Origin of the sequence: Oscillatoria sp. FACHB-1406 (assembly GCF_014698145.1) — a bacterium.
Classification (GTDB): domain Bacteria; phylum Cyanobacteriota; class Cyanobacteriia; order Cyanobacteriales; family Spirulinaceae; genus FACHB-1406.
The window spans coordinates 1-13,392 of record NZ_JACJSM010000027.1; the positions used below are offsets into that span (position 1 = coordinate 1).

Here is a 13,392-nt window from a genome sequence, read left to right on the forward strand (position 1 = left end):
CTTTCAAACTATTCTTTTTTCTAGGTTCGGCGCGTCCGCTCCGGACTTCCTTTGCAGCGCGCATTTACAAATGTAGCCCCTTTTCCCAGACTTGTCAACTCTTTTTTGGAAATTATTTTGGGAAAGCCTGAAACGCTTGAAAATTCGTGGTTTTGGGATTCGGTTTGAGGGGAGTGAGGGAGGAACCCGGTTTTTTGGGAGAATGGGAACGGTTATAAAAAGATAATTCTTACTACCGACCTATGACTGCTGCGATCTTGCCCTCTAAAATTCTCCTCGATTCAATCTTAAAGGGATGGTTGCTGGAGGATATCGGTCGAGGCGATCGCGCGACGCAAGCATTATTCGATCGCGGTGTCTTGGGAAAAGCGCGATGGATAGCTAAGGAAGCTGGAACGATCGCGGGTTTGCCGATCGCGGCGCGCGTTTTCGAGTTATTAGATCCCACAAGCTGCTTTACTTCGTTAGTAGCAGAAGGAAACTTTTGCGAAGCGGGAACGGAGATTGCGCATCTTGAAGCGCCCATCGAAACCTTGTTAATGGGAGAGCGCGTTGCTTTAAACTTAGCAATGCGGCTAAGCGGGATAGCGACGATGACGCGAAAGTACGTCGATCGCATCGCCGATCTACCCGTTAAGCTTGTTGATACTCGTAAAACAACTCCAGGTTTGAGAGTGTTAGAAAAATATGCCTTCGGAACGGGCGGCGGCATTAATCACCGCATGGGGTTAGATGATGCGGCGATGTTGAAAGACAATCACATCCAAGCAGCAGGAGACATTCAAACCGCGATCGCGCGCGTTCGTGAAAAAATCCCCTATCCCCTGACAATTGAAGTCGAGACTTCCACCCTAGAAGAAGTTCGTGCCGCCATCGCCGCAGAAGCAGACATTATCATGCTCGATAATATGCCTATCGAGCGAATGCGAGAAGCAGTTCAACTGATTCGCGCGCAAAACCCGCGCCTCAAAATTGAAGCGTCGGGTAATGTCACTCTCGAAACTTTACGCGCCATCGCCGAAACGGGCGTAGATTACATTTCTAGCAGCGCGCCGATTACGCGCTCGACTTGGCTCGATCTAAGCATGAAGATGTTCGATCCGACTGCCCAATAATCTATCGGTTATGTCGCGCTACCTTCCAGAGTCTTATTGTGCGGTCATACCATTCAGTCTTCCGCAAAGATATAACGGTGCAGTTCGCTCGGATCCGGTTCGGGACTGTCTTGGGCAAACTTCACCGCATCGTCCACTTCCGCTTGCACTTCGCGATCGATTTCTTTGAGTTCTTCCTCAGTCGCAAGTTCGCGCTCGATCAACTGTGCCGCTAAACGCTTAATCGGATCGCGCGCTTGCCAAAATTGCTTTTCCTCAGCCGCCCGCAATTCATCCGGATCGGCGAGGGAGTGACCTCGGAAGCGATAGGTAAGCGCTTCAATAAGGGTGGGACCCTCGCCCGCTCGGGCGCGCGCGATCGCTTCCTGTGCGACTTGCCGCACCGCCAAGACATCCATCCCATCTACCTCAACGCCGTGCATTCCAAAGACGCTAGCTTTCTTATAAATCTCCGGCTGGGAAGTCGCGCGCTCGTGAGCCATACCGATCGCCCACTTATTATTCTCCACCACGTACAGAATAGGCAACTTCCAGAGTGCTGCCATATTCAAACATTCAAAAAACTGACCGTTATTGCTCGCTCCGTCGCCGAAGAAACAAGCTGTTACTTGGTCTGCTGTTTCGTCGCCCATTGCTTCGCGGCGATACTTCGCTTGGAATGCTGCCCCTGTTGCGACGGGAATACCTTCAGCAACAAAAGCATAACCGCCTAATAAGCGATGTTCTGCCGAAAACATGTGCATCGAACCGCCGCGTCCTTTACTGCATCCGGTAGCCTTCCCAAATAACTCCGCCATAACCTCGCGAGCGGGAACGCCAGCGCTAAGGGCGTGTACGTGGTCGCGATAGGTACTCGATACAAAATCTTCATCCGGACGCATTGATTTAATAATTCCGGTGGAAATCGCTTCCTGCCCGTTGTAGAGGTGGACAAAGCCGAACATTTTGCCCCGATAGTACATTTGGGCGCACATATCTTCAAATAAGCGCCCCAAGACCATATCCCGGTAAAGGATCAGTCCTTCATCTCGAGTCAATTGAACCGAGCGCGCGTCAAATTCAGGGACGATTCGTTCAGTAGAAACCATAAAAGTTGCGATCTGTTTGCAGCAGTTTGAAAGGATTTTAGCAGTGCTTTGCTATCCTCACTCGACGTTCCCAATGGGGAGGAATTGCTTAAAAGCCACAAGCAATCATTGTACCAGCGATGCAGGCAGGAAGAAGGAATCGTTCGCCGTCCGAAATAGCGCGCTTGGTAAAGATGGTGTGAGGTGAAAAAACTCATGAGATAATATAAAAATTATCCTTTAGCGTTGTTCTGGGGAAGTAAATCTGTGCGTATTCCGCTCGACTACTACCGGATTCTGGGCGTACCGATCCAGGCCACTGAAACCCAACTCGGTCAAGCCCACCGCGATCGCGTCCTGCAACTGCCGCGACGGGAGTACAGCGATAGCGCAATCGAAGCGCGCAAGCAATTGATCGACGAAGCTTACTCAGTTCTGTCGGCTCCAGAACGGCGTGCAGAATACGATGCCCGCTTTCTTGACAAAATCCCTCTCAGCGAGTCGAAATCAGCCGGAGAACTCTCTCGGTCAGAAACCGAAGATAGCGAACCATCCAAACCGACTGCTCCTACTCCGTCCCTAGAGATCGACGACGGGCAATTTGTCGGCGCTTTGCTGATTCTGTTTGAGTTGGGTGAATACGAACAAGTGCTAAAACTCGGTCAACCCCATCTCGAACAGCGCAAACCGCTGTCAGAAAACGAACAGTTGGTGCGCGCCGATATCGTTCTGACGCTTGCCCTGACCTGCTTGGAACTGGGACGGGAACAATGGCAACTGAGTCAATCGGAAAATGCCGCCCTCTCGGGACAAGTCGGCCAAGAATTACTCTTGCGCGAAGGGTTATTTCCTAACATTCGAGGAGAAATTCAAGCCGATCTCTACCGCTTGCGTCCTTACCGAGTCTTGGAATTGCTCGCTGCTAGCGAATCTGATGGTCTCAAACGCCGCAAGGGCTTACAAATTCTGCGCGAGATGCTTGATGAGCGCGGCGGTATCGACGGGCAGGGCGACGACCAGTCGGGATTGAGCATTGATGATTTTCTGCGTTTTATTCAACAACTGCGTAACTATCTCACAGTTGCCGAGCAGCAAGAATTATTTGAACGCGAAGCACAGCGTCCTTCGGCGGTGGCGACGTATTTGGCTGTGTATGCTTTAATTGCGCGCGGATTTGGCGATCGCGAACCGGCAGCGATTTGGCGCGCGCGAGAACTGCTGCTGCGCCTTGGAAAGCGTCAGGATGTGTACCTCGAACAAGCTGTTTGCGCGCTCCTCCTCGGTCAGCCTGAAGAAGCCAACTCCGCTCTGGAACTCAGCCGCGAGCGCGAACCTTTAGCTTTTATTCGCGAACATTCTCAAGACTCTCCAGACTTACTGCCGGGATTGTGCCTGTATGGGGAACGTTGGTTGCAGTCGGAAGTATTTCCCCATTTCCGCGATTTAGCCGTGCAACAAGCTTCCTTAAAAGAATATTTCGCTGACGAACGAGTTCAAGAGTATTTAGAGCAGCTAGAACCCTTCTCGCTCGTAGAGGGTGTAACAGCAGCACCTCCGAAGGCGACAGCGATTTCGCCCCCAGGACAGGAAAATTCTCCAACTGTCCTGGAACCACCACGAGGTACTAATACGACAGCAGCGCGAAGCTACGCCACAACCGTTGCCAATAGTGATGACAGTCATAAGGGAAACCGCAGCAGTTCGATGACGGCTACAGTCGAACGTCCACTAGCGGAGAATTTAACTTATGTCGATCGCCCGAATTTATCAACCAGAACCAGTACGGGTACGTCTGTTCCGGAACGCCGTCCTCCCAGTTATTCTGGCTCGACTGCCCTCGCTCCTGTTAGAAATACTCCAATTGCAGAACGGACTCCAGTTCGTCCGTCGCGCACGCCGCGTCGAGGCGGAATTTCATCCAAGCAAAAACGTTTACTATTGCTGGGGGGGACGATCGCGATCGCTAGCCTTCTTTTGTTTGCCCTGCTGAGAACTTTATTTGGCAACTCCGCTCCCTCGGGACTCCAAGAAGGACAACCGCAAGTTGAACTTCTCAAGCCTCCCCTAGAGATTCCAAAGCCCGATACTCAAATTACGCTACCTGAAGGTCCGCTGACCGAAGAAACTGCCCAACAGCTTGTGACCACTTGGTTGTCAATTAAAGCCGACGCGATCGGTAAAAACTATAAAATCGATCGCTTGAAAGAGATTTTAGCCGAACCCGCTTTGACGACTTGGCAAACAACAGCGGAGAACCTTAAAGCGAATAATGCTTATCGAGAACTCAAGCACGAGGTCAAACTTGAATCGCTCAAACTCGACGAAACGGATTCTAATAAAGCGATTGTAGAAGCAGCCGTGAATGAAGTCTCTAATTCGTATCAAAATGAGCGTAGCAATCCGGCTGCTTCTTATAATGATAATTTGCGCGTCCGTTACGATTTCGTCCGCGAGAACAATCAATGGTTGATTAAAAATATGGAAGTTTTAAAATAGATTGCAAATCATCTAATCATAAGTCACGAGCCGATAATGTTGCTTTTTTGTTGTTACTTTGCTCTTCTTAATTGTTAATGAGTAAAGCCAGATTCAAGCAAAATATAGCGAATGCTCTAGCCCTTCCCTGGCCGAGAACAGTAGAGGAAGCGATAGCGCTTCAACAACAAGGGCGCGATCGCGTTTCCCTCGAAAATCGCTGGGACAAAATTGAATGGGTGGCAGGCGTTGATGTCGGTTTTGAAGAAAATGAGTCAATAACGGTTGCTGCGGTTGCCGTACTAAGTTTTCCGGGTTTAGAGCGCGTTGAAAGCGCGATCGCGCGTCATCCTACCACCTTTCCCTACAAACCGGGCTTCCTCTCTTTTCGAGAAATTCCTGCCCTCCTCCGAGCCTTAAATAAACTCGAAACGATTCCAGATTTGACCATCTGCGACGGACAAGGTATTGCGCACCCGCGTCGTTTCGGGATTGCCGCCCATTTAGGAGTATTACTAGACATTCCAACAATTGGTGCAGCAAAATCCCGATTTATTGGCACGCACGCCGAACTCGCAGCAGAAAAGGGGAGTTGGCAGTTGTTGGAAGATGGAGGAGAAACAATAGGGGCTGTAGTGCGCTCTCGAACTAACGTAAAGCCTCTCTACGTTTCCCCCGGACATCGTGTTAGTTTAGAAAGCGCGATCGATCTCGTCCTGCGCTGCACGACAGAGTACCGCCTCCCGGAAACTACTCGTTGGGCAGACTCCCTCACTCGCTGCGGTGCGGAGGAGAAGCCGAATGAAGGATAAATGCTGAAAAGAAGATGGGGGGATGGGGAGATCGACACCCACCCATAAAAACGGGTTTCGGCTCATAATTCTCATTCAGCGTAGTTATCAATTATCAATTGTCAATTATCAATTATCTATCTATGTCTTCTTTAGAACAACGTCTCACCGTCTTTCGGCAACTCTCGCTACGCGCCCAATTCATTTTTATTGCGACCTCTCGAGACAATGCGGTACTGGCTAAAGATCCTGACTACATTCCCCAACTCGAAGCCGTTCACCAAGAATGCTTAAAGGCTGCTTCCCCTGAAGAACGGAAAGCCTACAGCCTCACTACAGGACAAAAAACGGATGAGAGCTAACAAATATTAATTTCTTCCTTGCGATCTGTCCGATCTGAGTGAAAGTTGCCTATTTCCCAGTTCTCCAGCACCCGCGACTTCCTCTCAATAACATCGCGTTCTTCACCCTTGCGGACGAACGTAGAACCGAAAACAAAAGCTACACTAGAAGAAGCAGACTCACCGCACTCTCACGTGCTATCGGGAAACCAATCCTCACAACCTACGCATAGAGCTAATCATACAGGCGCATGAAGACAAGTTTTTGGAGTAAATTCGTACTAGAAACGCTAGCGCATCGAATCGTTTGTCCCCTCAAACCCAAATCTGCCCAGCGCCTCGTTTCGTGGGCTGGGGCGATCGCGATCGCTCCGAGTCTCCTTTTTGCCTCCCCAACCCTCGCCAACGCAGAAACCCCTGCCAAAAAAGATAGCCTCAGCTATAGCCAACTTCTCCAGCAAATCGAGGCGGATGAAGTTAACAAAATTGAAATTAACCCCATTACCAAGAAAGCAATCGTTACCTTAAAATCCGCTAATACCGCACCCCCGAAAAAAACTGTCGATCTTTTCGACCAAAATCCGGAATTAGTGGAGAGAGCGCGCGCTAAGAACGTTCCGCTCGAAATTGCCTCCGATAAAGACCCTTTAGTTACCCTGATTCCGCTAGTCAACCTCCTTCTTATCCTTTTCCTGGTTATCGGACTCATTGCGCTCGTGCGTCGTTCGGCTGCTTCTTCCGGGAACGCCCTCAACTTTGGCAAATCTAAAGCGCGTTTCCAAATGGAAGCCAAAACCGGCATTGTTTTTGACGATGTAGCCGGGATTAACGAAGCAAAAGAAGAACTCCAAGAAGTTGTCACCTTCCTTAAAGAAACCGAACGCTTTACCTCTCTGGGGGCGCGCATCCCTAAAGGCGTACTTTTAGTCGGGCCGCCGGGAACCGGGAAAACCCTTCTGGCAAAGGCAGTGGCAGGAGAAGCAGGCGTTCCTTTCTTCAGTATTTCTGGCTCGGAATTCGTAGAAATGTTCGTTGGCGTGGGCGCGTCTCGCGTGCGCGATTTGTTTAAAAAGGCTAAAGAAAATGCACCCTGCCTGATTTTTATCGATGAAATCGATGCAGTCGGACGGCAGCGCGGCGCGGGTTACGGCGGCGGAAACGACGAACGCGAACAAACCCTCAACCAATTGCTGACGGAAATGGACGGGTTTGAGGGCAATACCGGCATTATTGTCATTGCAGCCACTAACCGTCCTGATGTTCTGGATAGCGCCCTCCTGCGCCCGGGACGTTTCGATCGCCAAGTGATAGTCGATCTTCCCGGTTATAAGGGACGTTTAGGAATATTACAAGTCCACAGTCGCAATAAAAAAATCGATCCGGAAGTATCTTTAGAATTAATCGCGCGGCGCACTCCCGGTTTTTCGGGGGCGGAACTCGCGAATATGCTCAACGAAGCGGCAATTTTGACGGCGCGGCGACGTAAGGATGCGATTACGAATTTAGAGGTTGACGACGCGATCGATCGCGTTTCGATTGGGATGAGCATGAACCCACTGATGGATAGCAAGAAGAAAAAATTGATTGCTTACCATGAAATCGGTCATGCTTTATTGATGACCTTGCTCGAAAATGCTGAACCTCTCAATAAAGTTACGATTATTCCCCGTTCGGGTGGGATTGGCGGTTTTGCTCAACCGTTAATTGACGAAGAACTGTTCGAGATGGGCAGCTTCCGCGATTTAGCTGACTTGTATTTACCGCGCAATTGGATGCTCGATGAAATCGTTACCTTCTTAGGTGGAAGAGCCGCAGAACAGGAAATTTTTGGGAGCGATGAAGTTACAATCGGCGCGAGTAACGATATCGAACGAGTGGCAGAATACGCGCGAGAGATGGTGACGCGCTTTGGGATGTCTTCGTTTGGTTTAGTTGCACTGGAGAGTAACAATAACCGCTCTTTCTTCGGTTCCGATCGTCCTGATTGTTCGGAGGAAGTAGCCGCGAAAATCGATCGCGAAGTTCGCGCGATCGTGTTTGACTGCTACGAGAAAGCCCGCCGTTTAATTCGCGATAATCGCCCGTTAATGGATCGCTTAGTCGATTTACTGCTGGAGCAAGAAACAATAGACGGCGACCAGTTCCGTAAGATTGTCTCTGAATACACAGAACTGCCTAAAAAGCAACCCGTTCCTGTTCGTTAATTTTTAAATTGCTCTAAATCTCAATGTTCGACAGTGAGGGATAAAAGCGCGTTTTCTTACCGAAAAACCTGGGTTTAAAGCCCTGCCCACTTCGGCAGGCTCAGTGCATCGCTTCCAGGGCGGCTTTTATGCTATCGTTATAAAACATCAGACTCTTTTGTAAGATGCTTATCCTTTCGTACCAATATAAGTTAGACCCAACAGCAGAACAGTCTGCCACTCTTGATGAGTGGCTAAATGTTTGTCGTTCGGTTTATAACTTTGCACTGAGAGAGCGAAAGGACTGGGTTAACTCCAGAAAGTGTCTAATCGACCGATGCGAACTTCGGTCTGAATACATCATCCCCGCTGACTCAAAACGTCCGACTTATGCCAGTCAGTGTAAATCTCTGACTCAGGCAAAGCAAACCAACCCAAATCTTAAAGTCCCCCAATCTCAGGTCTTGCAGCAAACTCTAAAGCAAGTAGAGACTGCATTCGTAAATATGTGGGAAAGAGGATTTGGGTTTCCGCGTTTTAAAAAAGCGATGCGGTCGTTTGTATTCCCCCAAATTAAGTCGGACGCAGTAGAAAAAGATGAGATCGACCTTCCCAAGATTGGCAAGGTCAAATTTCACAACTCGCGAGATATCCCCGACGGTTTTACTTGCAAGCAAATCCGAGTCATCAAAAAAGCCAGTGGCTATTACGTCTCAGTTTCTATCGGGTGCGATGTAGACGTTCCAGCTATCAGTCCTCATGGCTATGCTATTGGGATCGATCTGGGACTCAACGATTTCATTGCTACCAGCGAAAACGAACTGATTAAAGGTCATCGATTCTTCGAGCGTTTTGAAGGCGAGCTTAAATTGCTGCAACGAAGACTGAAGAACAAGACTAAGGGTTCGAGGCGCTGGTTGAAAATTAAACGCCAGATTGGGCTGCTCCACGAAAAGATACACAACTGCCGTAAAGACTTCTTTTTTAAGTTGGCTCATCGATTGTGCGATGGAGTAGGGATGATATTTGCTGAGGACTTGAACCTGAAAGCGCTCGGTCGCTCGGCTTTAAGAAAAGCTTGTCTGGACGCGGCATGGGGTTCGTTCTTGAATATTCTCAGTCATGTCTGCTGGAAGAGGGGTGTGTATTTTGCCAAAGTGGATGCCAGGGAGACAAGTCAGGTCTGTCCGAATTGCGGGACGAATTGTGGAAAGAAACCCCTAGCTCAAAGAGTCCATCATTGTGATAGTTGCGGCTATACCACAAATCGAGATGTGGCAGCCGCGCAAGTGGTGAAAGAAAGAGGATTAAATGCGGTCGGGCGGATCGCATTAACGCTCGTTGAGGGGAAAGATATCGGGGTTGGGGTCTATGCCCCTTCTAGAATCTCCCTATGATGCGAGAATCCCCGCTCCTTTAGGACGGGGAGTCGTCAAGGTTTTAGGAATGTTGAGTTGCTCGCATTTCTTTCCACAATGCGTCGTATTGCTTGAGACTTTCAGGAGGAAGGGGCAAAATAAACTCGCTTTGCCTAATAATTTCGGTTTTAGGTAGAATGAGGGAATTTTTTTGTAAGGTTGGGGGAAGTTGTTTGCGATCGCGACCTAACAAAGTTGGCGAGGCAGCAGTTGTAAATAAAGAAATTTGTTGGGCGGCTTTTTCTTGCCAGCAAAAATCGATCCAGCGATCGCGTAAAGATTGCAGATCTTTTGCATCTCTTCCTCCGACTGGTTTCACCCACAAATCTGCCCACAACGCTGTCCCTGACTGCGGAATGACAGCTTCAAAATAGGGATATTGCTCGACGATGGGAGCAATATCGCTCGACCAACCGACGGCTACCCAAACATCTTTCAACACTAACGGTTGCAGATAAGCTCGGGAACTATAAAACTTAATTTGTTGGTGTAAATTGGCGAGGTGAGTTTTAAGGGATGCGATCGCGCGCGGATTGCGTTCGTTATAAGAATATCCGAGCGCTTTAAGCGTTAAACCGATGACTTCTCGGGGTTGATCGACAATAGCAATGCGATCCTGCAATTCTTGCCGCCACAAATCGTTCCAATCTTTAGGAGTCCAGCCCAGTTTTTCAAAGCGATCGCGATTATAGGCGATCGCCGTAGTTCCCCAACGATAAGGCGCACCCCAAACCTTTTTATCGCGCGTAACAAGCGCTTTCATATTTTCCGGAACTTGTTGCCAACCCTTTAAGGATTCGAGCGCAAGGGGTTGAATATACTGCTTAGCGATGGCTTCCGATAGCTCGTAGTGACCTAACGCCATAATATCCGCCGGTTTGGAGATTTTTTGACGCGGTAGGGGAAGTTTTTTCCACCAAGCGGACTGAGAAGAAGGCATTTCTTTGCCTTCTTTCCAAACTTTCAATAATTCAAACAAATCTTTTAGCTGCGCCTCAGCGGTAAAGTTCACCCCTTCTTTCCGCTCCAGAGTATTGCGAAAACTGCTAATTAACTGTGGCGGTAGGGAATTAGCGAGCAAAATCCCGTGAAAATCTGTTTCGCGCTCTCCACAACTTGAAAATAGTGGCGATATAGCAGCAAGCGCTACTCCCTGTAACAAAGAACGACGACTCAACAGAGAAGGAGTGGATGGGGAGATGAGGGAGGAAGTAGGAGAGAGCAATCGGTTGTATTTTGGTCGATCTTTCATGATTTTTGCGCTCGCGTTAGCTAAAGTCTCGTTAAGTTTTCAAAAGTTAAATGAATCAGGAATCGCAAGCTTCTTCAGTTTAAGGCCCCTAGCATTAGAAATGACAATATATTCTTCAGCACTTACAGACAAGACTATGGACGAACTGTACCGAGAAATGGTCGCGCTAGAGCGAAAAGTCGATCGGCTCTACAACTTGGTGGTGAACCTCGACCGGCAAATGGGCGAATTACTGATTCGCGAGAGTAAGCACTCTGAAGAAGGAGGGAATGCAATGTCTGTTATCTCTAGCTCAACGCCAGTCGAGCGAGCGCCACTTGACCCGATGATGCAACATAAAGACGTTCTAGTGGATGACAGCGATTGGGATATGCTCGATGGTGAAACCTATAAAAACGTTTCGCCAGAACTGCAAATTCGGCGGCTGACGGCGCAGGTTACGGCTGCTTACACTCGTATTGCCGCACTAGAGGAGCAATTGCTCGCCCGTCGAGTTTCCTCGCACAGTCAATCCCATTAGAATGTTCAAATCTAGTCTTTTTTATTCTCAAAAAATTTCACGCCTCAAAGTATTGCGATCGCTGTTCGCACTTCACTGTTAACTGCTATAGGTGGTTTCGATTAGACTCTCGATCGCTGCGAGCAATTGAAGGGGAGTCAAACCTGGATTGAGATGAGTCGCGATCGCGCAACCGCCAGCGCCTACTCCTTCTTTGACATAACCCTGTTCGTAGACGCTGAGTTGAGGATAGCGCGAAGTCGTAAAATTTAGTTGAGTTGCAATTAACGGCACTTCTCTAATCGCCAGGGCTAAGCCGACAGCATCGCTGTGGGTATCTTCTGCTACCCAGCGAGTCGTACCCACCAGGATGCGATCGGGTTCCCAAGCTAAGTTATAGAGACGAGCGATCGCTGCGATCGCTGCATAAACGGCTAACATTTGCGTTCCTCCCGCAAGCAATACATCGGTTCTGCGACTGGCTGCGATCGCCATTCCTGCCGCTGCAACCTGCATGGGATCGCCGACTGCGGCTAGAATATCCAACGGATCGACGCAGGGAGAAACGGGAAACAGTCCGGCGCGCGTCAAACCTTGCTGAACCAGCGTCCATTTTTGATTGCGATCGCAAAGATGTTGAGAACTCGAAATTTTCTGCACCGCATCGATTCCCAATCCCGTCAGAACCCCTAAAGCCGTTGTCGTCCCGCCGACAACGCACTCGCCAATTATCAAATAACCGGGTTCTCTCGAGAGGTTTTCGCCCCACTGCAACCCAGCCTCGAACAAGCGATCGACGACTGCCCGAGGTAAAGCGCGCCCCGTCGAGACGCAATCTGCGGGCATCCCTTGTAAGTCGATCGCGCTAACCGCAGGAGGAACGGGCAAGCCCGCATCAAATAGATGCACCGGGATATTAGAAACTGCGATCGCGGCGCGGGAAATGAGGACGGGGGAAAGTCCTCGTTCGAGGGAGGGTAAAGGATATTTGGGGTTCGGTTTCGGACCATCGATCAAAAATTCGGCATCCGCGATCGCAGTATATTTTCGCTCTTCCGGTGTCGCTCCGGCTGCGGAAATTCCTTCAATCAATCCCGTCGCCGTAAAACCGAGGATACAAGCGAAGCAAGCCGGTTGATTTTGTTGTCGCCGCAACCATTCTTGCCCTCGAGCCAGTTGAGTATAAATTTGGATCGTTCTTGAAATCAAAGTTCAAAATTAACAATTAACAATTTAGTCAAGGAATTTCCCGCTCTAATCAGCCGTTCCTTACTCCTCTTCCCTCATTATTCATTATTTAATAATCGTATTCGATCAAAGTTCGCACCCAAGCTGGCGGTCGCGGAATTGGAGTTTTCAAGCGATCGAAGAGTAAGACAGCAACCAAGTGAACGACAAATAAATAAATTAAATTGCTCACAATAACCGAGCCGATGGCAATTCCTTGAATGAATAAAATATCGGGTTTAGCCAGCAGTCCCAAACGCAGGTATATCCATTCAGCAAGGCTCGTAATTTGAGCGATCGTGTAGAGCCATAAATCTTCTCCCAATAATACCGAGAGTACCCAAAACCGAAAAAAGAAACCGATGCTTCCCAACAACGTTCCCAATGCGATCGAAACGCCCCAACCCAATCCCCTGCGCCAAACTGCCCCCAATTGAACGCCCATCAAACCAAATGGCATCACGTATAAAATACTGCGATTAGGCCCCATCAAAATCGATAACAGCAGTCCGGAAACTAAAGCAGCCATCCAAGCCGCGCGGAAACCTCGCCGCATATACAATAACGCGATTGGGAGCGGAAAGAAAATTCGGAGCAACGGCCCCAAAGGGAAATAATAATTAATTAGCCAGATTAAACTAGCCGTACTTGCTAAAAATGCAGTTTCTACCATTTCCACGGGCGCACTAACGCGCAGCGTCGGAACTTGATATTCTCCCACGGGGGCAGGAGTTGGGATTGACGAAAGTTCGTCTTCCAAATCTACCCAATTTGTCTCCTTTGTCTCGCTAGCGGCCGCGCTATTGTCTTCGCGTTCTCGCTTTGTGGGTGTCAACTCCGACTCGGAGAGTTGGCGCTCTTCCTCATCCCTAGGGGATCGCTCTTTTGGTTCGTCGGTCATCAAAAAATTGGGGTCGTGTCTCAGTAGGGGAGAGTTGAACTTAGTTGCGATGAACAATTAGAAATTAACCCGCTTCAAACCTTTTATTTTGAAGAAAAAACAAAAAGTTCTTTTTTAAAACTT

General features: G+C 49.0%; 11 protein-coding genes. 7 read left to right on the forward strand and 4 right to left on the reverse strand.

Annotated features, from left to right (window positions below; genetic code table 11):
* Nucleotides 1–242: 242 nt before the first annotated feature.
* Nucleotides 243–1,115 carry a carboxylating nicotinate-nucleotide diphosphorylase gene (gene nadC / locus H6G50_RS20540; protein ID WP_190720637.1) on the forward strand — a complete coding sequence of 291 codons (873 nt, stop codon included), beginning with the start codon at nucleotides 243–245 and terminating at the stop codon, nucleotides 1,113–1,115.
* Between the two features lie 53 nt (nucleotides 1,116–1,168).
* Here the strand turns inward: nadC and pdhA are convergent, their stop codons facing one another.
* The gene (pdhA, locus tag H6G50_RS20545) at nucleotides 1,169–2,203 is read right to left on the reverse strand and encodes a pyruvate dehydrogenase (acetyl-transferring) E1 component subunit alpha (RefSeq protein WP_190720640.1); all 1,035 of its coding nucleotides are present in this window, start codon (nucleotides 2,201–2,203) and stop codon (nucleotides 1,169–1,171) included.
* A gap of 246 nt (nucleotides 2,204–2,449) precedes the next feature.
* Between pdhA and H6G50_RS20550 the strand changes: the two genes are divergently transcribed.
* The 5 genes from H6G50_RS20550 (at nucleotide 2,450) to H6G50_RS20570 (ending at nucleotide 9,369) form a co-directional block, all read left to right on the forward strand.
* Nucleotides 2,450–4,678 (forward strand): IMS domain-containing protein, encoded by a 2,229-nt coding sequence (locus H6G50_RS20550; protein ID WP_190720642.1) that lies wholly within the window; start codon nucleotides 2,450–2,452, stop codon nucleotides 4,676–4,678.
* A 77-nt stretch (nucleotides 4,679–4,755) separates the two neighbouring features.
* The gene (nfi, locus tag H6G50_RS20555; RefSeq protein ID WP_190720645.1) at nucleotides 4,756–5,469 is read left to right on the forward strand and encodes a deoxyribonuclease V; all 714 of its coding nucleotides are present in this window, start codon (nucleotides 4,756–4,758) and stop codon (nucleotides 5,467–5,469) included.
* Between the two features lie 122 nt (nucleotides 5,470–5,591).
* Entirely contained in the window at nucleotides 5,592–5,810 is a 219-nt protein-coding gene (locus H6G50_RS20560; protein ID WP_190720648.1) for a hypothetical protein, read from the forward strand.
* A gap of 230 nt (nucleotides 5,811–6,040) precedes the next feature.
* Nucleotides 6,041–7,993 (forward strand): ATP-dependent zinc metalloprotease FtsH, encoded by a 1,953-nt coding sequence (gene ftsH, locus H6G50_RS20565; RefSeq protein WP_190720650.1) that lies wholly within the window; start codon nucleotides 6,041–6,043, stop codon nucleotides 7,991–7,993.
* A gap of 164 nt (nucleotides 7,994–8,157) precedes the next feature.
* Nucleotides 8,158–9,369 (forward strand): RNA-guided endonuclease TnpB family protein, encoded by a 1,212-nt coding sequence (locus H6G50_RS20570; protein WP_190720653.1) that lies wholly within the window; start codon nucleotides 8,158–8,160, stop codon nucleotides 9,367–9,369.
* Between the two features lie 43 nt (nucleotides 9,370–9,412).
* Here H6G50_RS20570 and H6G50_RS20575 read toward each other — a convergent pair whose 3' ends face one another.
* A complete protein-coding gene (locus H6G50_RS20575; protein ID WP_190720656.1) occupies nucleotides 9,413–10,642 on the reverse strand; it encodes an extracellular solute-binding protein in 1,230 nt (409 codons plus the stop codon).
* 136 nt (nucleotides 10,643–10,778) lie between these two features.
* Between H6G50_RS20575 and H6G50_RS20580 the strand changes: the two genes are divergently transcribed.
* Nucleotides 10,779–11,162 (forward strand): hypothetical protein, encoded by a 384-nt coding sequence (locus H6G50_RS20580; protein WP_190720659.1) that lies wholly within the window; start codon nucleotides 10,779–10,781, stop codon nucleotides 11,160–11,162.
* 78 nt (nucleotides 11,163–11,240) lie between these two features.
* On the opposite strand, the gene cobT is transcribed toward H6G50_RS20580, so the two are convergent.
* Complete coding sequence (gene cobT / locus H6G50_RS20585) at nucleotides 11,241–12,350, reverse strand: nicotinate mononucleotide-dependent phosphoribosyltransferase CobT (RefSeq protein ID WP_190720663.1); 1,110 nt, start codon at nucleotides 12,348–12,350, stop codon at nucleotides 11,241–11,243.
* A gap of 88 nt (nucleotides 12,351–12,438) precedes the next feature.
* On the reverse strand, nucleotides 12,439–13,041 hold the full coding sequence (locus tag H6G50_RS20590; protein WP_242032923.1) for a DUF2232 domain-containing protein: 603 nt from the start codon (nucleotides 13,039–13,041) through the stop codon (nucleotides 12,439–12,441).
* Between the last annotated feature and the right edge of the window lie 351 nt (nucleotides 13,042–13,392).